This window comes from Bacillus sp. WC2503 (assembly GCF_052682895.1).
This window is the reverse complement of the sequence record NZ_JBQYMD010000001.1, coordinates 4412901-4437732: the sequence shown is the minus strand read 5'-3', so window position 1 is coordinate 4437732 and position 24832 is coordinate 4412901. Positions and strand designations below refer to the sequence as shown.

The following is a 24832-nucleotide window of genomic DNA, read 5'->3' as shown; positions in this document are numbered from 1 at the left end:
ATGATTCGTACGGAAGAAATGCTTTTGAATGTAGGACCTCAGCATCCGAGTACACACGGTGTTTTCAGGCTTGTTATTAAGATTGACGGTGAAATTATTAAAGAAGCTACACCGGTTATTGGGTATTTGCATCGCGGGACTGAAAAGATCGCTGAGAGCTTACAGTATACGCAAATTATCCCTTATACAGATCGAATGGACTATTTATCAGCAATGACGAATAATTACGTCATTTGCCATGCTGTAGAGACGATGATGGGACTTGAAATTCCGGAACGTGCCGAATACTTGCGAGTACTTGCGATGGAGCTGGGAAGAATTGCGAGCCATCTCGTTTGGTGGGGTACAAATCTTCTTGATATAGGAGCGGTCAGCCCGTTTTTGTACGCGTTTCGTGAACGAGAGATGATTATAAATTTATTAAATGAATTATGCGGGGCACGGCTTACTTTTAACTATATGAGAGTTGGCGGTGTGAAGTGGGATGCGCCGGATGGTTGGATTGAAAAAGTGGAAGAGTTTGTTCCATACATGAGAGAGCAATTGGCAGGTTATCACGACCTTGTTAGTGGTAATGAGATTTTCTTGAATCGCGTGAAGGGCGTTGGTATATATAGCGCGGAAGAAGCAATTTCGTATTCTTTAAGCGGAGCGAATTTGCGGTGCACCGGAGTAAACTGGGATCTTCGCAAAGATGAGCCGTATTCGATTTATGATCGTTTTAATTTTGATATTCCTGTTGGGAGCGTGGGAGATGCTTGGGATCGCTACGTTTGCCGAATGGAGGAAATTGAAGAGTCGTTAAAAATTGTAGAGCAAGCAGTCCAGCAGTTTCCAAAGGACGGAGCCGTACTGGCGAAAGTGCCGAAAATTATTAAGGCGCCTAAGGGGGAAGCGTTTGTCCGTATAGAATCACCACGCGGAGAGATTGGTTGCTATATCGCTAGTGACGGAAAGAAAGAGCCATATCGTCTGAAATTCCGCAGACCTTCTTTTTATAACTTGCAAATTTTACCGAAGTTATTGAAGGGTGAAAACATCGCCAATTTAATTACGATTTTAGGTGGAGTCGATATTGTACTTGGGGAGGTCGATGGCTAATGATTGAGACGCTCTTACAATCACCTTCAAGCTGGACGAATTTCTTCATTTTTTTCGGATTAGCAGTGCTTCTACTATTTGCAGTCCTTGGCTTCGTTACATATGGTATTTTGGCAGAACGGAAAGTGATGGGATTTATGCAAGGCCGGATTGGGCCAAACCAAGTTGGAGGGCGGTTCGGTTTACTGCAAACGGTAGCTGATGTTTTGAAACTATTATTGAAAGAAGATAGTATTCCGAAAGCTGCAGATAAACCGTTGTTCATATTAGCACCTGTCATTGCATTTGCGCCAGCATTTATGGTACTTGCGGTTATCCCGTTTACCGATAAATTTCAGTTCGCGGATATTGGTGTCGGATTGCTGTATTACATTGCTGTTTCTGGGATTACGACAATTGGTGTCGTAACTGGGGGATGGGCATCAAATAATAAATATTCCCTTTTAGGAGGGATGCGCGCGGCGGCGCAAATGATTTCTTATGAAATTCCGCTCGTAATGAGCGTAATTGGTATCGTTTTGTTAGCTGGTAGCTTGAATCTAAATGAAATTGTAGCGGCGCAGGAGAAAGTTTGGTACATTTTCGTACAGCCAATTGGATTCGTCGTTTTCTTAATCGCAGCAGTAGCAGAGTTAAATAGGACGCCGTTTGATTTACCAGAAGCGGAGTCAGAACTTGTTTCTGGATATCATACGGAATACTCAGGTTTTCGCTGGGCGTTTTTCATGCTTTCAGAGTATGTATATTTCTTCGGAATGGCCTCTTTAATTACAGTACTTTTTTTAGGCGGCTGGAACCCAGTTATGTTTCTTGGATTTATTCCAGGTGCTGTATGGTTTGCTTTGAAATTTAGCAGTGTAGTCTTTCTATTAATTTGGTTCCGCGTTACGTTCCCGCGTATAAGGGGTGACCAGTTAATGGAGTTTGGCTGGAAAGTATTATTACCAATCGCACTTGCAAATATTTTCTTAACGGCATTGATTAAGGAGCTATTCTTCTAATCTATGAAGGGGGTGCCAGTAAGAGATGAAAGGGTTATTTAAAGGTTTAAAATATACGCTGAGTAATTTGAGTAAGAAAAAGGTGACGTATGATTATCCAAATCAGCCGTTGCCATTGCCAGATCGCTTTAGAGGGATTCAAAAGTTTTATCCTGAGAAATGTATTGTTTGTAATCAGTGTTCTAACATTTGTCCGACAGATTGCATTCAATTGACGGGAAAGAAACATCCTGACCCTACGAAAAAAGGGAAAATTATTGATACGTATGATATTAATTTTGAAATTTGTATACTTTGCGATTTATGTACAGAAGTTTGCCCGACAGAGGCAATTGTTATGACAAATAACTTTGAACTCGCAGCATATTCACGTGATGATTTATTTAAAAATTTGCAGTGGCTCGACGAAAACGATGAAAACGTCAGGAAGGAGAATAAAGCATGAATGGCGAGTTTGTAGCATTCTTTATACTATCCTTGTCTGCAATTATCGGTGGTGTTCTCATGTTGAACTTAACGAAAGTAATGCATATGATGCTAGCTCTCGTTCTGACATTTCTCAGCATTGCAGGTTTGTACTTTCTTTTATCGGCCGAGTTTATCGGAGTTGCACAAATATTACTTTACTCTGGTGCAATCACAATTATTATGATTTTTGGCATTATGTTAACGAAACATAATGCGGAAAATGAATCACGTCTTACTCTTCGAAAATGGATTATCTTCTTTGCAGTTGTAGCATTTGGGGCAGTTATGTATTTCGCTGTTAATAGTATCGATTTTTCAAATGAAAGCACACAAGGAAGTTTACCTCTCCATGAAAAAAACACACTTCAAATCGGTACACTTCTCTATTCGAAATACATTATTCCATTTGAGTTAACCTCGGTTATTTTACTTGTAGCACTTGTTGGCGCGATTATACTTGCGAAGAAGGATGAGAAAGAGGAGGATTCCAATGAGTAGCGTTCCAGCTTCTGCGTATTTAACACTTGCGATTATTTTGTTTTGCATCGGTTTATTTGGAGCTTTAACGAAGCGAAACACAGTAATCGTATTAGTTTGTATCGAATTAATGCTAAATGCTTCCAATTTAAATTTAGTGGCGTTTAGTAAATTAGGTTTGTTCCCGAATTTAACAGGGCAAATCTTCTCGCTGTTTACGATGGCTGTAGCGGCAGCGGAGGCGGCGGTAGGGCTCGCCATTTTAATTGCTTTGTATCGTAATCGCACGACAGTTCATGTAGATGAAATGGATACGCTTAAAGGATAGCATTGTGACCGAAAAGGGGGAAGGAAACAATGATCGATTATGCATGGCTCATACCGCTTTTCCCGCTTGTTTCGTTTTTTTTACTTATTATGTTCGGGAAGAAAATTAGAGAAGGAAGCAGCGTACTTAGTATTTTCTTCGTCTCTCTCTCCTTTATACTCGCGGTACTTGTATTAATAGAAAGATTTTCGAAGGTCACAGTGAAGCATAAATGGGTATGGCTTAGAACTGGAGATATTGATATATCATTTGGCTTTGAAGTGACTGCATTAGGGGCTTTGATGTTATTTATCGTTACACTTGTGAGCTTACTTGTACATGTGTATTCAAAAGGTTATATGAAAGGTGACGCAAGATTACCAACTTTTTATGCATATTTAGGACTCTTTACATTTGCGATGCTTGGGCTTGTTATATCGACGAATTTGTTACAGCTTTATATATTTTGGGAGTTAGTAGGCCTCGGTTCATTTTTACTCATCGGTTTTTATTTCTTTAAGGAGGAAGCAAAGGCTGCTGCGAAAAAGGCTTTTATTATGACTCGTATTGGGGATGTTGGTTTATTTATTGGGATGATTTTAATCTTTTGGCATGCAGGTAGTTTTGAGTATGAAGCAATTTTTAGAGCGATTCATACAGGCGATCTGTCCCCGACTATGATAACGATAACGGCGATATTAATTTTTATCGGGGCGATGGGGAAATCAGGTCAATTTCCGCTTCATACGTGGTTGCCTGATGCGATGGAGGGGCCAACGCCTGTTTCGGCACTTATTCATGCGGCGACGATGGTCGCAGCCGGTGTATATTTAGTAGCAACGATGTTCCCGCTATTTTCGGCAAGTGCGGTGGCAATGCAGACGGTGGCAATTGTTGGGGCTTTCACCGCAATATTTGCAGCCTCTATCGGTCTTGTACAGACGGATATAAAGAGGGTACTTGCTTATTCTACAGTTAGCCAGCTCGGGTATATGATGCTCGCCTTAGGTTCTGCTGGTTATGTAGCGGGTATATTCCATCTAACGACACATGCCTTTTTTAAAGCGTTACTATTCTTGGCAGCAGGAAGTGTAATTCATGCTGTGCATACGCAAAACATTAATAAAATGGGCGGTTTACAGAAGAAGATGAAAGTAACGGGTACGTTATTTTTAATAGGTACACTTGCAATTAGTGGAGTTCCGCTTCTTTCGGGTTTTTTTAGTAAAGATGAAATTTTGGCAGCAACTTGGATGAGTGGCAATTACTTTCTATTTGTTCTAGCAGTCTTTGCGGCATTCCTAACAGCATTCTACATGTTCCGCCTATACTTTCTTGTCTTTACTGGGGAAGCGAAGACGAAGGAAGACGTGCATGACTCGCCGCGTATTATGACGTATCCGATGATTGTTCTCGGCGTTCTCGCGGTAGTAGCAGGATATATAAATACACCGTGGTTTGGAACGTTTCTCGGAGATTGGCTGACGAAGGATATACAATTTAAAGTGGAAGAAGCACATGGACCAGTTTGGATTATGATTGTTGCGACGCTCGTTTCATTTGGGGGGATTGCCCTTGCGTATTTCATATATGGAAAGAAAACTATCTCAAAAAATTGGGCAGGAGGAGAAAGGTCATTTCTTCATAAGCTCTTGAAAGAAAAATATTATGTGGATGAACTATACAATATGACAGTGATTCCTATTACGAAGGGAATCGCTCATGTGCTTCGCTTATTTGAAGTATATGTCGTGGAAGGGATTGCTGTTTTAATCGCAAGTTTGGTTAAAGGGGTAAGTGGCACATTGTCGAGGCTTCAAAACGGGAATGTACAAGTGTACGGCACTGTAACAGCAGTTTCGCTCGCGGTCCTCGTCATTATTTTGCTATATACGGGAGGGGATTTACGATGAATGATTTGTTGTTGACGTTCTTCATTTTCTCCCCACTTTTAGGGATTCTATTACTTGTATTAACACCGAAAAAAGAATCGCGTACAGTACGAGCGCTCGGTTTATTTGGGACGGCGCTTCCATTTGGGATAGCTACCGTCCTCGCTTGTACATATGCTTCTGGAAAGAGTCTATCGCTATTTGATGAAAAAGTGAAATGGATTAAATTTGGTGATTTTGCAGCGGTGGATAAAAGATGGTTTTCTATTTATTACGAGCTTGGAATTGATGGTTTGTCACTTGTAATGATGGTGCTGACAGCCCTTCTAGCGATGCTTGCAGCAATTGCAGCGTTTTCCATTAAAAGAAATTTAAAAGCATTTTATATGCTATTGCTCATGCTAGAAATAGGGATGCTCGGTGTCTTCGCTGCTAAAAATTTAATGTTGTTCTTTATTTTCTTTGAAATTACACTGCCACCAATGTTTTTATTAATTGGCAAGTGGGGGAAATTGTCGAGTGAAAAGGCTGCATATAGTTATTTAATATATAACGGCATTGGATCAGCTATTTTGCTCATCGTTTTCTCGATTTTGTTCGCGAAAACAGGTACGACAAATATTGCGGCATTGAAAGAGATATTAACAGGTGTAAGTGCTGGGGGAGGACAGATCGTCCCGAGTAGCATACAGCTTGGTGTATTTATTGCTATAATGATTGCCTTTGCAATTAAACTACCTATTTTCCCGTTGCATCGCTGGATGGTCAATGTGCATATTGAAGCGCACCCTGCTGTAGTTATGCTTCATGCAGGCGTTTTGCTAAAGATTGGAGCGTACGGGATGATTCGCTTCGGGAAGGGGCTATTCCCAGAATACTTTCGCGAGTTTGCCACGCTAATTGCGATTTTAGGAGTAATCAACTTATTGTACGGTGCCTTTTTAGCGCTCATCCAAACGGATTTTAGGAAGGTGCTTGCCTACTCTAGTATTTCGCATATGGGAATTGTTTTAATGGGGCTTGCGGCACTTAATGCACCAGGTACACAAGGGGCGCTATTCCAAGTTGTTTCGCACGGTTTAATTGCAGCCTTGCTCTTCTTCTTGCTTGGTGTTATAGAACAGCGCTTTGGCACGTCGGATATTACAGCGCTTGGTGGACTCGCAAAAAGTGTCCCAATACTTAGCGGCTTCTTCCTAGCAGGAGGAATGGCATCGCTTGGACTACCGGGGATGTCTGGATTTGTGAGTGAGTTTCTTGCCTTTCTCGGCTTATTCCAAGGAGAGCCAGTCATTGCTGCAGTCGGTGTACTTGGGATTATTTTAACCGCTGTGTACGTATTAAGAGCGACACTCCAAGTAACATTTGGTAAGAAAGAGTGGGAAGCGAAAACTGATATACACGGATGGGAGTACGTCCCGGTCCTATTGCTTATCTTCTGTATTATTGCCATTGGAGTAATGCCAGAAATACTAGGGGATCCGCTTCAAAATACATTGAAAACATTGGGGGTGAAGTAGGATGGATATGGATACGTTACTGAGCTTATCATGGCATCTCATGTTGCCAGAATTCATTATTCTCGGGTTTGCCATCCTTCTTTCCATAGGTGATTTGTTTTTTAAGCTGAACCATAGGTATGTGGCGCTTAGTGCAATCGCTGCTGTCATATTAGCAATTGTGTCATTAATTACGCTATACGGCGAACCAGCAGGAGATATTTTAAATGGATCGTTTGTGTTAGATGGATTTTCAAAAGGGTTTAAAACGTTGTTATTAGGCGGAGCGGCCCTCATCTTATGCACCGCAATGAGCGATGACAAGAAAAATCCAATTGAAGATAAGGGAGAATATTATTACTTATTTTTAATGGCCCTTCTTGGGGCGATGTTCATGGCTTCTAGTGTTGATTTTATTACACTTTTCGTCGGTTTAGAGCTACTATCACTTTCTTCCTATGTTTTAGTAGGAATACGAAAAAGGAACCGTGCATCAAATGAAGCGGCAATGAAATATGTCATTAATGGAGGAATTGGAACGGCGATTACGCTCTTTGGAATGAGTTATTTATACGGTATTACAGGCTCAACCAATATTGTGGATATGCAAAAAGTATTCACCGGGGAGCTAACTAGTGGTATTCAGCTATTGTTAGCTCTCGCATTTCTACTATTGCTCGTTGGGCTCTCGTTTAAAATTGCAACAGTGCCGTTTCATATGTGGGCACCCGATGTGTATGAAGGGGCGGCTACACCTGTTACTGCTTTCCTTGGAACGATTTCTAAAATTGCGGGGTTCCTACTCATTATTCGTCTGTTCCTTATGATTTTTGCAAGTGTATCGGTGCAAGGAGACATGGAATCTTTATACGGGCGTATGAGTATATATATTGCGGTTCTAGCAAGTATTACGATGATTATCGGAAATGTAGTCGCACTAAAGCAATATAACGTAAAACGCCTATTTGCTTATTCAGGAATCGCGCATGCGGGGTATTTACTCGTTCCACTTGTGGCATTATCACCATTTACGATGGATAGCATGTGGTTTTACATGCTTGCCTATATGCTTATGAATATAGGCGCATTTGCAATTATCCACGGCTTAATCTTACAAAGCGACAAAGAAAATATCACTATTTTCACCGGATTATATAACAGGTCGCCATTTACAGCGATAGTAATGACGATTTTTATTTTATCGTTGGCCGGGATACCAGGAACAGCTGGTTTCATCGGGAAAATTAACATCTTTTTAGGTGCACTTCATGTAGAGCCAGCTCATTACGTACTAGCTTCTATTATGATGGGTACGACAGTCATTTCATTCGTATATTATTTCCGTATTTTACAGCAAATGTTTTTCCGGACGGGAGAAGTAGAAGAGAAAATTCGGTTGCCATTAAATATAAAGGTTGTTATGAGTCTTTGTGCAATTTCGATTGTAATACTAGGGATTATGCCGATGATTGGATACAATTTCTTTTATGAATATTTTCCATTAATGAAAGATTTCTTCTTCTTGGGGAACGTGGTACAATAGTGAAAATAAAAGGTGTGGAGTCGGTACTCTGCGCTTTTTATTTTGTGTTAGCCGCAAATGAAAATGCATATAGGTATACGTTTTTTCGAGAGAAGTTTACGATGTAAAATGTAAGATGCTTATTTGCATTTGAAAAAGTGTGGCTCCTACTTATTATGGTATCGTTTTTATATTCTTTCGTAAGTAGTAGCCGAGTAAAAAGGGGTCGATTTTTTGGCACAACTTTTAGGGCAACAAGCACTGATTGCCATCGTTTCGCATTTATTGTTTATTACCATTACGTGGTGGGCCTTACAAGGTATTCACATCGAGCGTTTAATGAAAGCTGGAAAAGTGTTGCAGACGAGGGTATTACTCATCCTAATTACAATTGCAATTGGGACATCTGTAAGTAACTTTTTCCTTGATTATTTAGGCTATTCGAAGAGTTTAACGTATTTAGTAAAGTAAGTGTATAGAACCTCATATCTCCGTTAACAATGGGGATAGGAGGGGATGAAATTGAAGCTTAAAGCCATTCTTATTGTTGCGTTGAGTGTTGTTTTCTTTTTGGTTGGATATAGAGAGATGAAACCGATAAGCGATGAACAGAAAATGGAGAACATGATTAAGGCTTTAGAGAAAAATGATGCTAAAGTGGAGAAATGGTCATGGTTAGCGCGAGAAACAAAAACAATTTCTAACATACATACGTTTCAAAAATTGTTAAACGATGTGAAGGGGAAGGCAAATATTCAAAAATGGGACTTAGAGCAATCTCCAGATGGATATAAAGCTACATCCTATAAAAAGTTTGCTTCATATGAAGAACGAGTAGTAGTAACTTGGAGTAAGGAAAATACTAAAGAAAACACTTTCATTATTTTTGAAGTAAGTGGGGCGAAATGGGACCCGAAGCATGTTCAGAAAATGAATAAAATTTTTAATGAAAAACCTATAATTTACACTTGTGTTCAAGGTGTACTGAATGATAAGATTGAAGGTGTTTTGCAAAATAAAACCAATCAGGTTTTGAAAGATCTTTCAGCAAGAGCGATCGAACAAGTAGAAGAAAGAGCATTTGTGTCAGTCTCCGCATACAATAAAAAGTGGGATGACGCTCTTTCAACAAATAGAGAGAAAATAAATGTGCAAATAGCAATACGTTCTACAAACAACAAAGATACAATTGTGGTTGGCACACCGATCATAACTTCTGAGTATTGAGTGAATAGATACTGAAAAAAGGACACGGAGGGGAATAATTTGGAAAAGATCATCGTCCGTGGCGGAAAGCGGTTAAACGGCACAGTGCGTGTTGAGGGCGCAAAAAATGCTGTATTACCTATAATCGCTGCAGCCCTATTAGCGAGTGATGGAAAGAATGTACTATCTGAAGTACCAGTTTTGTCTGATGTATACACAATTAATGAGGTATTACGTCATTTAAATGCTGAAGTCGTATTTGAAAATAACCAAGTAACAATCGATGCTTCTAAAGAACTAAACATTGAAGCACCATTTGAATATGTACGTAAAATGCGTGCATCTGTTCAAGTAATGGGACCATTATTAGCACGTAACGGTCGTGCTCGTATTGCACTTCCAGGTGGATGTGCAATTGGTTCACGTCCAATTGACCAACATTTAAAAGGCTTCGAAGCAATGGGAGCAAAAGTACAGGTTGGTAACGGTTTTGTTGAGGCATACGTTGAGGGAGAACTAAAAGGAGCTAAAATTTATTTAGACTTCCCAAGCGTGGGCGCGACAGAAAACATTATGTCTGCAGCTACATTAGCAAAAGGGACAACAATCCTTGAAAATGCAGCGAAAGAACCAGAAATCGTTGACTTAGCTAACTTCTTAAATGCGATGGGAGCGAAAGTACGCGGAGCTGGAACTGGAACGATTCGTATCGAAGGCGTTGAGAAATTATATGGTGGAAACCACTCTATTATTCCTGACCGTATTGAAGCGGGAACATTCATGGTTGCAGCAGCAATTACTGGTGGAGACATCTTAATTGAAAATGCTGTTCCAGAACATTTACGCTCAATTACAGCGAAGATGGAAGAAATGGGTGTTAAAATTATTGAGGAAAATGAAGGTGTACGTGTTATCGGCCCAGATAAGCTAAAAGCGGTTGATATTAAAACTATGCCTCACCCAGGTTTCCCAACAGACATGCAATCACAAATGATGGCATTATTACTACAAGCTGATGGAACAAGTATGATTACAGAAACGGTATTCGAAAACCGCTTTATGCACGTTGAAGAATTCCGTCGTATGAATGCTGATATTAAAATCGAAGGTCGTTCTGTTATTATGAACGGTCCAAACAGCTTACAAGGTGCTGAAGTAGGTGCAACTGATTTACGTGCAGCTGCAGCATTAATCTTAGCTGGTTTAGTATCAGAAGGTTACACTCGTGTAACTGAATTAAAGCATCTTGACCGTGGTTATGTAGACTTCCATAAGAAATTAGCTGCATTAGGTGCAACTATTGAACGTGTAAACGAAAAAGTAGAAGAAGTGAAAGAACAAGAAGTTTCTGATCTTCACGCTTAATTGAAGTAGTCTCTATGTCTTTTGATATAGAGACTATTTTTTTGGGGTTATTACTGTTATAGTCAATAAACTCTATACTTATGCACGTACCAGTAAAAATATTTAGAAAATTTTCGTTTTATCTCCCATTAGCGGGCAGTAAGACTCCAACGCATTAAAACTTCAGTCTATACCGATACCCCCAAGTATGTTCTAAAAAATTCCGTAGTTCCATAAGAATGAAAGGAAGCCAACTTTATATTGGGGGAATAGGATGAAATTTTCAAAGCCATTTTTCATTATAGTAGTGCTTTTAATAGCGCTCGTTATCATTGTACCCGCTGCTCTTGTAATTCCGTTTGCGAAAGCAAAAATAGGAGAAGAAGCAGCTTCTAAAACTCCTCCAGCGATAGAAAGTATACCAGCTCCAGGGAAAGTGGATACAGCAGTTCAAGTTGCTGTATATCGCGACCAACAGAAGAAGGTAGAAACATTACCTGTGGAGGAATATGTGACCGGTGTAGTAGCTTCTGAGATGAATGCCAGTTTTGAAATAGAGGCGCTAAAGGCACAGGCATTAGCAGCAAGAACATTCGTGGTGCAGCGTATGCTAAGTGGAGAAAAGAAAAACAATGCAGATGTGGTAGATACGGTGAAAGATCAAGTGTACAAAAGCAAAGAGGAATTGAAAAAACAATGGGGCAATAACTACGAAAACAATTTAAAGAAAATCGAGGAAGCCGTTTCTAAAACCGCAGGACAAGTTTTAACGTATGAGGGAAAACCGATTTCAGCGTCTTTCTTCTCAACGAGTAACGGCCGAACAGAGAATGCAGCTGATTATTGGGGAAATGATTATCCGTATTTGAAAAGTGTAGATAGCCCGTGGGATCAAGCCTCTCCAAAGTTTACAAGCGAGCAAACGTTCACAGTAGCTGATTTTCAAAAACGTCTCGGTGTGAAAGTGCTAGCGGATGGAAAGGTTGGAAATATTAAAGATCTTACGGAGGGTAAAAGAGTAAAGGATGTAGCGTTCCAAGGGAAAACATTAACAGGAAAACAAGTTCGTGAAAAGTTAGATTTGCGCTCTTCTGATTTTACATGGAAACAAGAGGGCAATAAAATCATTGTCACGACGAAAGGCTTCGGTCATGGTGTTGGCATGAGTCAATACGGTGCGAATGGTATGGCAGCGGAAGGTAAGAAATATACAGATATCGTCGCTCATTATTATAAAGGCGTTGAAATAAAAACGATGAATGATTATGAGGGAAAACTGATGGTGAAGAAGTAGAACGTGAAAGGAGCTAATTAAGATTAGCTCCTTTTTTCATTATTTGTAGGTAAGTTTTTAAAAAGAGCACTTCGTGATTTACTCAAAACTTATATGGTAGAACAAAAATAGAGAATAAGGCTATCCGTTCATTTGGATAGCCTTCTTTTTATTTGTTTCATAAAAATATCAAAATTTTCCATTAATTGTTTGGTATAATAGGATAAAAAGCATTTGGGGGAGACGAAATGGCGCTACTGGAGTTGAAACAATTAGGGAAGACGAACCAGTTACCGGCAATTGAGCTAGAGGTTGAGAAAGGACAATGTGTTGTTTTGCAATGTAATAACCATACAGCTAAAGTTTTGCATCGCATCATTATTGGTGAGGAAGAAGCTTCAACTGGCAATGTGCTATTTGGAGGCGAAGCGATTGGAAAGAAAAATTATTCCCGCATCGGTTTTTGTTTTTTGAAAGATGAAGCATATGATCGTTTGAAGGTGAAGGAATACTTTAAATTTTTGTTAGGGCTTTATGAATCAAAGATAAGTATAGAAGAAGTAGTACAATATGTCGGTCTCTTAGATAAGTTAAACGTGAAAATAGAAAAATTATCATTTTCAGAGAAACGTCGCCTTCATATTGGGCGAGTTATGATTCATAATCCGGATTTAGTTATTTTGGAAGAGCCGGAGCAAAATGTAGATACAGAAAGTACGATTATTATTCGAAAAGCAATTATGAAAATGAAAGAGAAAGGAAAGGCGATCTTTATTACGTCCTCTTTCCTATCAGACGCTCTTTCGTTAACAGAAGATGTATACATATTAAACAACGATGGTGTGAAAAAGGTCGAAATCGAGCAAGAAGAGGCGGAAGAAGTTGATGAAGAAAAAGTCGTTCAAATGATTCCGCAGATGAAATTAGAAAGAATACCAGCGAAGGTGAACGATAAAATCATTTTACTTGATCCGATGGAAATTCATTTCATTGAAACACAAAATGGAGTGACACATATTCATGTGCGTGAAGGTGATTTCGTATGTGCATTAACATTAAGTGAACTAGAAACGAGATTAACAGGATTCGGTTTCTTTAGATGTCATCGTTCGTACCTCGTTAATTTACAACGAGTACGAGAAGTTATTACTTGGACACGGAACAGTTTTAGTTTAATTTTGGATGACGAAAGAAAAAGTTCAATTCCGCTTTCAAAAGGACGAATGGATGAATTAAAAGGTGTAATTGGGCTATAAAAAGTGCTCCAATAGGATCGAAATATGATTCATTCACCGGTAAAAATACTCCTTTTACCGGTATTTTACTGCGCCTACCCTTTATTTTTCATATGATTGAGTCAAGAAAAGCGAAACATACAAATCGAAACTTGCGAAAGCAAATTTCATCTATAAAGAAAAACAAAGGGGATGACGAAATGACATTGGCAATTGAAATGAAAGATGTAATGAAAAGTTTCAACGAAAAAACGGCACTTCGAAATGTAAATATTGAGGTGAAGCAAGGAGAAATTTTCGGATTCCTCGGACCGAGTGGATCTGGTAAAACAACAACAGTAAAAATATTAACTTCTCAATTACTTCATAGTGTTGGAACAGTAAGAGTATTAGGGAAAGACATTACAGGACCAAGTAGCATCGATTATAAACGAATTGGTATTTTAACAGACAACAGCGGCTTATATGAAAGACTTAGCATTTATGATAACTTACTATTATTTTGCGACTTATACGATTGCAAAAAAGAACGAATCGATGAAGTGCTAGCACAAGTGAATCTATTAGATGATAAAAAAACATTAGTAAAGAAACTATCAAAGGGAATGAAGCAGCGCGTCACACTAGCGAGAGCGATCCTTCATAAACCAGATATCCTCTTTTTAGACGAACCAACATCCGCACTCGATCCAGTTAACGTACAAAACATTCATAAAATCTTAAAAGACTTAAATAAAGAAGGAACGACGATTTTCTTAACGACGCACAATATGGAAGAAGCAGAAACGCTTTGTAACCGTATCGCCTTTCTATGCGGCGGAGAAATTGTAGCGCTTGATACACCAGAAAACCTTCGCTTACAATACGCGAAAGATCAAATACAAGTCGTATTAAAAGATAAGCAAAAAGAAGTCGTGCAAAAAGATGAATTAGGTGCAAAACGTATTTCAGAATGGATGAAAAAAGGTGAATTACTATCTATTCATTCACACGAGCCAACATTAGGCGATATCTTTATTGAAGTTACTGGGAGGGGATTATAATGACATTTTCAATGAGACGTGTATCAGCTATTTTTAGAAAAGAAGTACAAGATTTTAAGACAAATTCACAAGTGTTATTAATGGCATCTTTACCAATTATATTTGCATTTATATTTAGCAGATTTGGAGAAGGGCGCATGGGGGTTGGCATTATTACTTTAATGGCCTTTCTATTTGTTGCAGGGTTTGTTCAATCAATGGTAATTGCAGAAGAAAAAGAAAAACATACGTTACGTGTGCTAATGCTATCACCAGCTTCTTCGGTTGAAGTTCTTCTTGGGAAAAGTATATTAACAGCATGTTTGACGTTGGGCATTTGTATTGTGAACTTATTCATTTTGGATCAATTCGGTGGAAATCTTTTATTACTAGGATTTATTTTCTTATGTGGAACAATTCTATTTATTGTGATTGGAACAATGATTGGATTGTTAGCTGAGTCTGTACCGCAAACATCACTCATTGGAATGCCGATATTAATGACGATGTATTTAGCTGTACAATTTGAGCCAATGGTTGAAAATAAAGTAATTAAAACGATGATCGAGTATCTTCCGACATCTCATATTGCCAAAGCGATTAACAGCTTAGTAGAGGGAGCGGGATTTAGTAGTATTAGCGGACATGTCTTGAATGTTGGAGTGTGGCTTATTCTTTCGGTTGTTGCATGTTTAATCGTATATAAAAAGAAACAAATGGACTAAAAACTGAGCTGAAAATGCTCAGTTTTTTCTTTTTTCATCATTTCCTCGGAAATTTTACAATTTCTATACATATTTTTACATAATTTGTCGAAAAGTAATTAGTTATACGTTGTATAGGATACATGAATATTGTTCAAAATGATTGCTGAGGTGATGATGGAATGCGAGGAAGAAATAATAAAAAGTCGCAAAAGGTAGTACATTTATTTCAAAAAAGATGGGTGTTTCCGGCACTGTACATTGCTTGTGCAGCGGTAATCCTAGTGGTTGCGCTATGGTTCCAAGGAGCTAATCCAAAGAAGACTCCGAACCACGATCAAGCAACACCGTATACACAATCGGAAGATCCAGCAGTACCAGTAACGAAATCTTCAGAAGTAGTGAAAATGCCAGCAGCCGCTAATGCGGAAGTAGTCGTGCAGAAGAAATTCTATGAAGATGCAGCAACTGAGGCGGAACAAGAAAAAGCACTTGTCTTTTATAACAACACATATTCCCCGAATAAAGGAATTGACATTGCTGCGAAAAATGGAAAAGAGTTCAATGTTGCTGCTGCTTTAAGTGGCACAGTAACAAAAGCTGAAAAAGATTCACTTCTTGGTTATGTTGTAACAGTTGATAGTGGAAATGGTGTAGCAGTTTCTTATCAAAGCTTAGGCAGTGTGAAAGTAGAAAAAGGTGCAAGAGTTGCACAAGGTGAAGTATTAGGAAAATCCGGTCTAAGTGCAATGAATAAAGAAGCAGGTTCTCACGTGCACTTTGAAGTACGTAAAGACAATGTGGCTGTGAACCCTGAGCGCTACTTAAATAAATCAGTAGCAGAAATTAAAGCTGATGCAGGTGCTACAAAGGCAACGAATGCTTCTGGTAAAAAGGCTGATGACAAATCTCAAAAAGAAGAGAAGTCAACGAGCACGAAACCAGAAAGTAAAACAGAAGATAAGTCTCAAAAAGAAGAGAAATCAACAAGCGGTTCGACTGGTGACAAAAAAGAAGAACCGAAGAAAGAAGAAAAATCAACAAATGGTTCTACAGAATCATCTAACGATTCTTCTTCACAAGAATAAGAAAGTGGAAAAATCAGTTCTCATTAAGAGAACTGATTTTTTTATTTTCATCCTGCTATTTACGGGCGGTAAGACCCCGATCTCAAAATTCAGCGAAAGCAAAGAAGTTAGGGTTGATTAACTGCCCGTAAAAGTCCGATTATTAGTCGAGCTATATATAAAAATAATCAATTTCGAGAAAAAAATTGCATTAACAAGGAAAAATGACGAGATTCTCGAATATATATTACAAAAGGGAGGGGATACTGTGTCGTTTTTGTTTGTTCTGTCGATTGCTATTATATTATTGTTTGTTTTATTTACTTTGTATTATTATATTGCCGGTAAGAAGGAAGTTCCCCACCATCAATTGTTAGAAGAAGAATATGATCGAGAAGAATGACACCTTTTAAACAAGGTGTCATTTTTTTGCCAAAATAGTCATTGTTAACGTATTTCTCACAAAAAAACGTAATTTTTCTTAACTTAGTCCGCAAAAATAGTGAACATGTAGCATATATCAGTAGTGCGGGCAATACAATGGTATAAACCAAAGCAAAGAGAGTGTTTGAGGTGAGAAATCGTGAATCATTTCATTATAAATCCAAGAATGTTTAACGCTTACAAACAGCACTCACACTTACTTCTTAGTCGTATGCAGCGAAGCTCATTTCACACTTCTCACATCCAATTTAGGGAGGCGAGTGGTGTGCACGATTACATCAAAGAGAGAACTATCAAGATTGGTAAGTATATCGTGGAGACAAGAAAGACAGTGCGTGTAATTGCAAAGGAATTTGGGGTATCAAAGAGTACAGTCCATAAAGATTTAACAGAACGTCTACCAGAAATTAACCCAGAGCTCGCAAATGAAGTGAAAGAAATTCTTGATTATCATAAGTCTATTCGTCATTTAAGAGGCGGAGAAGCAACAAAGCAAAAATATAGAAAAGAAGATGTAGAAAAGCCTGTACGTCAATAAAGTGAAACTTTAATCAGTGGGGCATGCCTCACTGATTATTAGTCTTCAGTAATCGGGCGTTTGCAGGCTTTTTGTCTTTCGCTCAACTCTTCTAAACTCGTCGGATTGATTTTGAGATGAGAGTCTTACCTTCCGTTAATATAAGATAAATATACGTTAGCAAACATTCCGCGTGCATTCGGTAATATTTTTCAGAAGAATTCTTTTTGCGAATATTACGTTTCTGTTAAATTTATGATAAAATCAGAAATTAGGTGTAAAAGAATTCGGGTGTAACCTGATTTTGAATATCGAGGAGGAAAAGACGGGAATGTTTGCGCGAGATATCGGAATTGACCTAGGTACGGCTAATGTATTAATTCATGTTAAAGGTAAGGGTATTGTATTAAATGAGCCATCTGTTGTGGCAATTGATCGTAATACAGGTAAAGTATTAGCAGTAGGTGAAGAAGCAAGAAGTATGGTGGGACGTACGCCTGGTAATATTGTAGCAATTCGTCCACTTAAAGATGGTGTAATCGCAGATTTCGAAATTACAGAAGCGATGTTAAAGTATTTCATTAACAAGTTGGACGTAAAGAGCTTCTTTTCAAAACCTCGCATTTTAATTTGTTGTCCAACAAATATCACATCGGTAGAACAAAAAGCAATTCGTGAAGCTGCTGAACGTTCAGGTGGTAAAACAGTATTTTTAGAAGAAGAACCAAAAGTAGCCGCAGTTGGTGCTGGTATGGAAATCTTCCAACCAAGCGGTAACATGGTTGTTGATATTGGTGGAGGTACAACAGATATCGCTGTACTATCTATGGGTGATATTGTTACCTCTTCTTCTATCAAAATGGCTGGCGATAAGTTTGATATGGAGATCTTAAACTACGTTAAACGTAAGTATAAGCTATTAATTGGAGAACGTACTTCAGAAAATATTAAAATTAAAGTCGGTACAGTATTCCCAGGTGCACGTAGTGAAGAGCTTGAAATTCGTGGACGTGACATGGTAACAGGTTTACCACGTACAATTACAGTATGCTCTGAAGAAATTACAGAAGCACTAAAAGAAGACGCGGCTATCATTGTACAAGCTGCAAAAGGCGTACTAGAGCGCACACCACCAGAACTATCTGCGGACATTATCGACCGCGGTGTTATTTTAACAGGCGGTGGAGCTTTACTACACGGTATCGACATGCTTCTAGCAGAAGAATTAAAGGTACCAGTATTAATCGCTGAAAACCCAATGCAATGTGTTGCGGTTGGTACAGGTATTATGTTAGAGAATATTGACAAATTACCACGTCGTGCTTTGAAATAAAGTGAAACTTTCATCAGTGGGGCACCCAACTGATTATTATTTCAAAAATAGCTGGATAAAGTAGAAGGAACTAAGGTGTAAACCTTAGTTCTTTTTTATTTTTCTATTTTTTTATTTCGTTTTTTTGCGAAAATGAGAGAAAAATAAAGAAAAACGGAGGAAACAGGTAAAATATTCATATATATGGTTAAATTTAATATTTCCTTATTTGAAAACGTTTATAATATAATGAGTCGAATACGACATTAAGGCAAATAATGTTTCAATACATATTGCCTTTCCCTAATCTGGGCATACACTCTTTTCTACCTCCGTGTCAGTTGCAGGAATGTGCAACTATTTTAAGGGAATAGAGTGTGTGCATTTTTTTATATGGAGAAGTAAGTATACTAAATATAAAAATTCACTTTGTAATGACAAACGATAAACAAAATGGGATAATAACAATATGTCCAAGTGGTAAGACCAATATTACAAAAGGGGCGATCATTACATGCTAAATATAGAACAAATTAAAGAAATCATTCCTCACCGCTATCCATTTTTACTTGTTGATAAAATATTAGAAGTAGATGAAGGCAAAAGAGCGGTTGGAATTAAAAATGTATCTGCAAACGAAGAATTCTTTAATGGACACTTCCCTGACTATGCAGTTATGCCTGGCGTACTTATTGTAGAAGCGTTAGCACAAGTCGGAGCGGTTGCTGTATTAAAGAAAGAAGAAAACCGCGGAAGACTTGCTTTCTTCGCAGGTATCGACAATTGTCGTTTCAAAAAACAGGTACGCCCGGGTGATCAACTTCGCCTAGAAGTAGAAATGACACGTGTACGTGGCCCGATCGGAAAAGGAAAAGCAATTGCGACAGTAGATGGTGAAGTTGCATGTGAAGCTGAAATCACATTTGCAATTGGTGATAAAAAAGAATAGAGAACAAATAAAAAAATCTCCTTGTGAACGTACAAGGAGATTTTTTGTTTCTGTTATATAACGATGAAGCGATAAAATACAAACTAATCAGAAAATTACTTGTCAATAGATGGTAATTACCATATAATTTACTTTATCATTTATTTAGAAAATAGGATAAGTGATAAAGGTAATGAAGAAGTAAGGGCATTGTCATATTGTTAAGGCGCTTATATAAGACAAAGTAGAATGTTATTGATTATGATGAGATGTGGGGAAATTAGCAATACAAAATATTAATTAGACGTATGAAATCGAGCATAAGAGAGAGAAAAGGGAAATGTCGCATTTCACAAAAGGAGATTATGAATATGTTCGGGAGAAAGAAAAGAAAATCATTACGACAATTAATTACACATAAAGAACCTAAATCGCGTATTACAGAACAATATCGTAACATTCGTACAAACATTGAATTTACATCTGTGGATAGTCATGTTCGTTCTATTATCGTTACCTCGGCAGATCCAGGTGATGGGAAAACAACGACAATCGCAAACTTAGCAGTTGTTTTCGGCCAACAAGGAAAGAAAGTTTTATTAATTGGAGCTGATTTGCGTAAGCCGACGATACAAAACTTATTTGCCATTCATAGTTCAAATGGGTTAACGAACTTATTATCAGGACAAGCAAAGCTTATGCAATGCATTCAAAAAACAGATATAGAGAACGTATATTTAATGGCAGCAGGTCCAATCCCGCCAAACCCAGCAGAATTATTAGGGAGCCGGGCAATGGACGAAGCGTTGCTAGAAGCATATAACATGTTTGATATTATTTTAATCGATACACCACCTGTCCTTGCGGTTACTGATGCGCAAATACTAGCGAATAAATGCGATGGAATCGTACTCATTGTACGCAGCGAAAAGACAGAAAAAGATAAAATCGTAAAAGCGAAACAAATATTAGATAAAGCATCAGGAAAACTACTAGGTGTTGTTTTAAACGATAAAAAAGAAGAAAAAGAGCAATATGGTTATTACTAAAATATAAAAAGCCAACAAAAAAATTTGTTGGCTTTTTATTGTTTTCTGAAAATTATTTATCAAGTTACACACTATAAAAAACATGATATGATAAAATTTTTGGGAAATGATTGGAATGTGTTGTCATATTTAAGATTATTTTGTAAGATTAAACTTGTTTCTTGTGAACAAATATAGAACTGAATGATTAAAAATAAAAAATGTAAGATTTATATGTTATAATTTTTCCTATGTGTAAATTTTAGAAAGTTGGAGGAACCTATGGAAGAAACAATTAGTCTAAAAGAGTTATTTCATATCTTAAAAAAACGTTTAGCAATGATCCTCGTAATCGCATTTGGTGCAGCTATTGTAAGTGCTATCATTAGCTTCTTCTTTATGACACCAATCTATCAATCTTCGACGCAAATTCTTGTTAATCAGAAGAAGCAAGAAGGTGCAATGTTTCAGGCTGGTGAAGTTCAAACGAATATTCAATTAACAAATACATATAAGGTTATCATTAAAAGTCCAGTAATCTTAGATCAAGTGAATGAAAAATTAAATTTAAATATGACAGCACAATCTTTAACAAAGAAGATTAATGTTGCGAATGAAAAAGATTCACAAGTCATTTCTGTAACAGCTGAGGACAAAAATCCGAAAGTGGCTCGTGATATTGCAAATGCAACAGCAGATGTATTTAAAGGTGAAGTTGCAAAGATTATGAATGTTGATAACGTAACGGTACTATCGAAGGCAGAAGTTGCGGAGAATCTATCTCCAATTAAACCGCGCCCAATGTTAAATGTAGCAATTGTTTTCGTTGTTGGTTTAATGGCTTCAGTTGGTCTTGCATTTTTACTAGAATATTTAGATAACACAGTAAAAAAAGAAGAAGATGTCGAAAGCTTACTTGGTTTACCAGTGTTAGGTATTGTAGCTCGTATGGATGAAGAAACATTGAACGTGAAATCACACGCTACATCATCAAGAAAAGTGAGGGGACAAACAATTGGCTCTTAATTTATTTAGAAAGAAAAAAACCCATCGTCAACGTCGTCAATTAATTGCTCATCAACAACCGAAATCACCGATTTCAGAGCAATATCGTAATATTCGAACGAATATCGAATTTGCAGCTATTGATACGAATTTACATTCATTAATGGTAACATCTGCAAATCCAAGTGAAGGGAAAACGACAACGACAGCTAATATGGCAGTTGTGTTTGCTCAACAAGGAAAAAAAGTATTATTAATTGATGCGGATATGCGTAAACCAGCGATGCATCAAATGTTCCAAGTTGATAATATTTTTGGACTAACGAATGTATTAACATATAGTGAACGTTTAGAAAAATGTGTACAAACAACATTAGTTGATAATCTACACTTTTTAGCTTGTGGTCCAATCCCACCTAATCCAGCAGAATTGTTAGGTTCAAAATCAATGAAAGAACTTCTTGGACAAGCATACAGCATGTACGACTTAGTTATTTTTGATATGCCACCTATTTTAGCTGTTACCGACGCACAAATTATGGCAAATGTATGTGATGCCTCTATTCTTGTCGTTCGTAGTGAAGCAACAGAAAAAGAAACAGCAGTAAAAGCAAAAGGATTGTTAGAATCGGCAAAAGGTAAACTGCTAGGTGTTGTCCTGAACGATCGTGAACGTGAAGAAGGCTTATATTATTATTACGGTGCAAACTAATTAAAAGAGTGAGATATGGTTGAAACATATCTCCTTTTTTCCCTTGAATATGAGATGTCTCATATTCAAGGGAAAAAAGATTACTAGGAAAGAGGGAGGATAAAATAAATGATTGATTTACATTGTCACATCTTACATGGCATCGATGATGGTGCACAAACTATGACAGATAGTTTAGCGATGGCGCAACAAGCCGTAGCAGAAGGAATACATACAATTGTCGCAACGCCGCACCATCAAAATGGAAAATATATAAATGAACGTACCTCAATTATTCATCACGTAAAACAACTAAATGATGAACTACAACAACATAATATTTCACTTACTATTTTACCGGGGCAAGAGGTCAGGTTATATGGTGATTTATTAGAAGACTACGAAGCTGGTAAAATTGTTACTTTAAACGAAACAAATAAATATATATTCATTGAATTTCCATCTAATCACGTACCAAGATATGCGGAACAACTATTATATGAACTGCGAGTTAAGGGAATGATTCCAATTATCGTTCACCCAGAACGTAATGCCGAGTTAATCGAGCGGCCAGATAAGTTATATAATCTTGTTAATAAAGGTGCACTCACGCAAGTAACAGCAGGTAGTTTATTAGGGAAATTCGGTAAAAAAATTAAAAAGTTTTCACTACAACTTGTGGAACATAATTTAACACATATGGTCGCTTCAGATGCACATAACACGACATCAAGAGGATTTCATTTAGCGGAAAGCTACGAATTAATTGAGAAGGAATTCGGTATGAGTGTTATGAGTGATTTGAAAGAAAATCCATATTTATTAATTAGCGGGAAGGCGATTTATAAAGAAGATCCAGAACAAATTCGTCGTAAGAAATTGTTCGGTATTTTTTAAATAAGGAATAGGTGATGTCTCCTAACCGTTATCAATGGAGGCACTCGGTCGTGCTGTGGGTAGAAAATTTATTTTCGAACCTACCTTAGACGCTTGTCGTCGGGAGTATGACGTGAGGATGGGTTAGATGCCCATATTTTATTTATGATAGAAACTCTACCTATGGAGTTATAGCTATGACTTTATAGGTAGGGTTTTTGTTATTGTTACATATAAATAAATAAATAAATATGGGGGACTAACATTGAAAAAAGTAAGAAAAGCGATTATCCCAGCAGCTGGTCTTGGGACAAGATTTTTACCAGCAACGAAAGCAATGCCGAAAGAAATGTTGCCAATCGTTGATAAGCCGACAATTCAATACATAATAGAAGAAGCGATTGAATCAGGAATTGAAGATATTATTATTGTTACTGGAAAAGGAAAGCGCGCGATCGAAGATCATTTTGATCATTCATTCGAACTAGAACAAAACCTTTTAGAAAAAGGAAAATATGAAATGCTTGAAAAAGTACAAGCTTCTTCAAAAATTAACATTCACTACATAAGACAGAAAGAACCGAAAGGTTTAGGACATGCAGTATGGTGCGCACGTAAGTTTATTGGAAATGAACCATTTGCGGTATTACTTGGTGATGATATTGTACAAGCAAAAACACCATGTTTACGTCAGCTGATGGATCAATATGAAGGTACACAATCATCCGTTATCGGCGTACAAACAGTGGCAGAAAATGAAACGCATCGCTACGGTATTATCGATCCAGTTGAACAAAACGAGCGTCGTTATCAAGTACGTCAATTTGTTGAAAAACCAGCTCAAGGAACAGCACCATCCAATTTAGCGATTATGGGTCGTTACGTATTAACACCAGAAATTTTTATGTTTTTAGAGAACCAACAGACAGGTGCTGGTGGGGAAATTCAACTGACAGATGCGATTCAACGATTAAATGAAATTCAGCGTGTATTTGCTTATGACTTTGAAGGAACTCGTTATGATGTTGGTGAGAAGTTTGGGTTTATTAAAACGACAATTGAAATGGCATTACAACATGAAGAATTAAAGGACGAATTAATGGAGTATATGACTGAACTTATAAAAATAGAAAATGTACATGTGTAAAGGGGAGGTGAAGAAAGGTTGGAAGAAAGAGGATTGATACATAAATCTGTGGAGAAAGAAATAGGTGTAGTGAAAAAAACATCAATTTTCCATGCATTTTTAAAAAGGACACTGGATATTATAGGTGCTATTGTTGGTTTAATAATATTTTCTCCATTCTTTATTATAATTCCTATCCTTTACATGCGTGGGGATGCGAAAGGGCCGGTTTTCTTTAAACAATCTAGAATTGGTAAAGATGGTAAAGTATTTGGTATTTATAAATTTCGTTCTATGGTAGTTAATGCAGAAGAAAAATTAGAGAAAAATGAAGTTTTATATAAGAAATATATAGATAATAACTATAAACTTGAGCCAGAGGAAGATCCACGTATTACAAACATAGGGCGCTTTTTAAGGAGAACAAGTTTAGATGAATTACCACAGTTTATTAATGTCCTTAAAGGTGATATGAGTTTAGTTGGTCCGAGACCAGTAATTCAGGAAGAATTAAAAGAATACGGCTCTAAAACTTCAGACTTTTTATCTGTGAGCCCTGGTTTAACAGGTTATTGGCAAGTAAGTGGTAGAAGTGATGTAGGGTACCCAGAGAGGGTAGATATAGAATTATATTATGTATACAATCAATCCTTGAAATTAGACATTATTATATTATTTAAAACTGTTTTATTGGTTGTATTACGTAAGGGTGCGTATTAAACATAATAATCACGTTGTCGAGATTAATCATAAATAGATTCCTTGAGAGAGTTATAGTCTTTTCTAT

26 protein-coding genes are annotated in these 24832 nt (G+C 37.5%); all 26 read left to right on the top strand.

Annotated features, from left to right (window positions below):
• The 26 genes from nuoD to ACUN26_RS22815 all read left to right on the top strand — a co-directional run bounded on the left by nuoD (position 1) and on the right by ACUN26_RS22815 (position 24765).
• A complete protein-coding gene (gene nuoD, locus ACUN26_RS22940; RefSeq protein WP_000621442.1) occupies positions 1-1101 on the top strand; it encodes an NADH-quinone oxidoreductase subunit NuoD in 1101 nt (366 codons plus the stop codon).
• Positions 1101-2102 carry an NADH-quinone oxidoreductase subunit NuoH gene (gene nuoH / locus ACUN26_RS22935; RefSeq protein WP_000573426.1) on the top strand — a complete coding sequence of 334 codons (1002 nt, stop codon included), beginning with the start codon at positions 1101-1103 and terminating at the stop codon, positions 2100-2102. Before nuoD ends, nuoH begins: the two co-directional genes overlap by 1 nt.
• 25 nt (positions 2103-2127) lie before the next feature.
• Positions 2128-2547, top strand: coding sequence for an NADH-quinone oxidoreductase subunit NuoI (nuoI, locus tag ACUN26_RS22930; RefSeq protein ID WP_000677189.1), 420 nt, complete (start codon positions 2128-2130; stop codon positions 2545-2547).
• The gene (locus ACUN26_RS22925; protein ID WP_001012818.1) at positions 2544-3068 is read left to right on the top strand and encodes an NADH-quinone oxidoreductase subunit J; all 525 of its coding nucleotides are present in this window, start codon (positions 2544-2546) and stop codon (positions 3066-3068) included. Before nuoI ends, ACUN26_RS22925 begins: the two co-directional genes overlap by 4 nt.
• Entirely contained in the window at positions 3061-3375 is a 315-nt protein-coding gene (gene nuoK / locus ACUN26_RS22920) for an NADH-quinone oxidoreductase subunit NuoK (protein WP_000100083.1), read from the top strand. Before ACUN26_RS22925 ends, nuoK begins: the two co-directional genes overlap by 8 nt.
• Before the next feature lie 29 nt (positions 3376-3404).
• The gene (gene nuoL / locus ACUN26_RS22915) at positions 3405-5267 is read left to right on the top strand and encodes an NADH-quinone oxidoreductase subunit L (protein ID WP_000568192.1); all 1863 of its coding nucleotides are present in this window, start codon (positions 3405-3407) and stop codon (positions 5265-5267) included.
• Positions 5264-6766 carry an NADH-quinone oxidoreductase subunit M gene (locus tag ACUN26_RS22910; RefSeq protein WP_000998952.1) on the top strand — a complete coding sequence of 501 codons (1503 nt, stop codon included), beginning with the start codon at positions 5264-5266 and terminating at the stop codon, positions 6764-6766. Before nuoL ends, ACUN26_RS22910 begins: the two co-directional genes overlap by 4 nt.
• A gap of 7 nt (positions 6767-6773) precedes the next feature.
• A complete protein-coding gene (gene nuoN, locus ACUN26_RS22905) occupies positions 6774-8288 on the top strand; it encodes an NADH-quinone oxidoreductase subunit NuoN (protein ID WP_002093010.1) in 1515 nt (504 codons plus the stop codon).
• Between the two features lie 213 nt (positions 8289-8501).
• Positions 8502-8738: a DUF1146 family protein gene (locus ACUN26_RS22900; protein WP_000057885.1), complete on the top strand. Its 237-nt coding sequence runs from the start codon at positions 8502-8504 to the stop codon at positions 8736-8738.
• A gap of 51 nt (positions 8739-8789) precedes the next feature.
• Positions 8790-9494, top strand: coding sequence for a YwmB family TATA-box binding protein (locus ACUN26_RS22895; protein WP_000767897.1), 705 nt, complete (start codon positions 8790-8792; stop codon positions 9492-9494).
• A 39-nt stretch (positions 9495-9533) separates the two neighbouring features.
• Positions 9534-10838: a UDP-N-acetylglucosamine 1-carboxyvinyltransferase gene (gene murA / locus ACUN26_RS22890; protein ID WP_000411271.1), complete on the top strand. Its 1305-nt coding sequence runs from the start codon at positions 9534-9536 to the stop codon at positions 10836-10838.
• A 253-nt stretch (positions 10839-11091) separates the two neighbouring features.
• Positions 11092-12111: a stage II sporulation protein D gene (gene spoIID, locus ACUN26_RS22885; RefSeq protein ID WP_000672621.1), complete on the top strand. Its 1020-nt coding sequence runs from the start codon at positions 11092-11094 to the stop codon at positions 12109-12111.
• Positions 12112-12338: 227 nt separating this feature from the next.
• On the top strand, positions 12339-13346 hold the full coding sequence (locus ACUN26_RS22880; RefSeq protein ID WP_001185923.1) for a LytTR family transcriptional regulator DNA-binding domain-containing protein: 1008 nt from the start codon (positions 12339-12341) through the stop codon (positions 13344-13346).
• 179 nt (positions 13347-13525) lie between these two features.
• Complete coding sequence (locus ACUN26_RS22875) at positions 13526-14368, top strand: ABC transporter ATP-binding protein (RefSeq protein ID WP_000170852.1); 843 nt, start codon at positions 13526-13528, stop codon at positions 14366-14368.
• Positions 14368-15072 (top strand): ABC transporter permease, encoded by a 705-nt coding sequence (locus ACUN26_RS22870; RefSeq protein ID WP_000144458.1) that lies wholly within the window; start codon positions 14368-14370, stop codon positions 15070-15072. The genes ACUN26_RS22875 and ACUN26_RS22870 overlap by 1 nt, the downstream gene beginning before the upstream one ends.
• Positions 15073-15233: 161 nt before the next feature.
• The gene (locus ACUN26_RS22865) at positions 15234-16139 is read left to right on the top strand and encodes a M23 family metallopeptidase (protein WP_001214953.1); all 906 of its coding nucleotides are present in this window, start codon (positions 15234-15236) and stop codon (positions 16137-16139) included.
• A gap of 247 nt (positions 16140-16386) precedes the next feature.
• Positions 16387-16521, top strand: a complete 135-nt coding sequence (locus ACUN26_RS22860; RefSeq protein ID WP_000008898.1) for a hypothetical protein — start codon at positions 16387-16389, stop codon at positions 16519-16521.
• Positions 16522-16827: 306 nt separating this feature from the next.
• On the top strand, positions 16828-17100 hold the full coding sequence (gene spoIIID, locus ACUN26_RS22855) for a sporulation transcriptional regulator SpoIIID (RefSeq protein WP_000544012.1): 273 nt from the start codon (positions 16828-16830) through the stop codon (positions 17098-17100).
• Positions 17101-17410: 310 nt separating this feature from the next.
• Complete coding sequence (locus ACUN26_RS22850; RefSeq protein ID WP_000457991.1) at positions 17411-18412, top strand: rod shape-determining protein; 1002 nt, start codon at positions 17411-17413, stop codon at positions 18410-18412.
• Positions 18413-18905: 493 nt separating this feature from the next.
• Positions 18906-19340: a 3-hydroxyacyl-ACP dehydratase FabZ gene (fabZ, locus tag ACUN26_RS22845; protein ID WP_000931959.1), complete on the top strand. Its 435-nt coding sequence runs from the start codon at positions 18906-18908 to the stop codon at positions 19338-19340.
• Positions 19341-19690: 350 nt separating this feature from the next.
• Positions 19691-20368 carry a CpsD/CapB family tyrosine-protein kinase gene (locus ACUN26_RS22840; RefSeq protein ID WP_000467971.1) on the top strand — a complete coding sequence of 226 codons (678 nt, stop codon included), beginning with the start codon at positions 19691-19693 and terminating at the stop codon, positions 20366-20368.
• A gap of 261 nt (positions 20369-20629) precedes the next feature.
• A complete protein-coding gene (locus ACUN26_RS22835) occupies positions 20630-21373 on the top strand; it encodes a YveK family protein (RefSeq protein ID WP_000393140.1) in 744 nt (247 codons plus the stop codon).
• Positions 21363-22064: a CpsD/CapB family tyrosine-protein kinase gene (locus ACUN26_RS22830; protein ID WP_001207195.1), complete on the top strand. Its 702-nt coding sequence runs from the start codon at positions 21363-21365 to the stop codon at positions 22062-22064. Before ACUN26_RS22835 ends, ACUN26_RS22830 begins: the two co-directional genes overlap by 11 nt.
• A 108-nt stretch (positions 22065-22172) precedes the next feature.
• Positions 22173-22940, top strand: coding sequence for a tyrosine-protein phosphatase (locus ACUN26_RS22825; RefSeq protein WP_000566175.1), 768 nt, complete (start codon positions 22173-22175; stop codon positions 22938-22940).
• Positions 22941-23184: 244 nt separating this feature from the next.
• On the top strand, positions 23185-24066 hold the full coding sequence (galU, locus tag ACUN26_RS22820; RefSeq protein ID WP_000757775.1) for a UTP--glucose-1-phosphate uridylyltransferase GalU: 882 nt from the start codon (positions 23185-23187) through the stop codon (positions 24064-24066).
• 18 nt (positions 24067-24084) lie between these two features.
• The gene (locus ACUN26_RS22815; protein ID WP_000392623.1) at positions 24085-24765 is read left to right on the top strand and encodes a sugar transferase; all 681 of its coding nucleotides are present in this window, start codon (positions 24085-24087) and stop codon (positions 24763-24765) included.
• Positions 24766-24832 lie beyond the last annotated feature (67 nt).

Coding starts and splice junctions, on each gene's coding strand:
- nuoD (WP_000621442.1), top strand. CDS start 1: ATGATTCGTACGGAAGAAATGCTTTTGAATGTAGGACCTCAGCATCCG.
- nuoH (WP_000573426.1), top strand. CDS start 1,101: ATGATTGAGACGCTCTTACAATCACCTTCAAGCTGGACGAATTTCTTC.
- nuoI (WP_000677189.1), top strand. CDS start 2,128: ATGAAAGGGTTATTTAAAGGTTTAAAATATACGCTGAGTAATTTGAGT.
- ACUN26_RS22925 (WP_001012818.1), top strand. CDS start 2,544: ATGAATGGCGAGTTTGTAGCATTCTTTATACTATCCTTGTCTGCAATT.
- nuoK (WP_000100083.1), top strand. CDS start 3,061: ATGAGTAGCGTTCCAGCTTCTGCGTATTTAACACTTGCGATTATTTTG.
- nuoL (WP_000568192.1), top strand. CDS start 3,405: ATGATCGATTATGCATGGCTCATACCGCTTTTCCCGCTTGTTTCGTTT.
- ACUN26_RS22910 (WP_000998952.1), top strand. CDS start 5,264: ATGAATGATTTGTTGTTGACGTTCTTCATTTTCTCCCCACTTTTAGGG.
- nuoN (WP_002093010.1), top strand. CDS start 6,774: ATGGATACGTTACTGAGCTTATCATGGCATCTCATGTTGCCAGAATTC.
- spoIID (WP_000672621.1), top strand. CDS start 11,092: ATGAAATTTTCAAAGCCATTTTTCATTATAGTAGTGCTTTTAATAGCG.
- ACUN26_RS22880 (WP_001185923.1), top strand. CDS start 12,339: ATGGCGCTACTGGAGTTGAAACAATTAGGGAAGACGAACCAGTTACCG.
- ACUN26_RS22875 (WP_000170852.1), top strand. CDS start 13,526: ATGACATTGGCAATTGAAATGAAAGATGTAATGAAAAGTTTCAACGAA.
- ACUN26_RS22870 (WP_000144458.1), top strand. CDS start 14,368: ATGACATTTTCAATGAGACGTGTATCAGCTATTTTTAGAAAAGAAGTA.
- ACUN26_RS22865 (WP_001214953.1), top strand. CDS start 15,234: ATGCGAGGAAGAAATAATAAAAAGTCGCAAAAGGTAGTACATTTATTT.
- ACUN26_RS22850 (WP_000457991.1), top strand. CDS start 17,411: ATGTTTGCGCGAGATATCGGAATTGACCTAGGTACGGCTAATGTATTA.
- fabZ (WP_000931959.1), top strand. CDS start 18,906: ATGCTAAATATAGAACAAATTAAAGAAATCATTCCTCACCGCTATCCA.
- ACUN26_RS22840 (WP_000467971.1), top strand. CDS start 19,691: ATGTTCGGGAGAAAGAAAAGAAAATCATTACGACAATTAATTACACAT.
- ACUN26_RS22835 (WP_000393140.1), top strand. CDS start 20,630: ATGGAAGAAACAATTAGTCTAAAAGAGTTATTTCATATCTTAAAAAAA.
- ACUN26_RS22825 (WP_000566175.1), top strand. CDS start 22,173: ATGATTGATTTACATTGTCACATCTTACATGGCATCGATGATGGTGCA.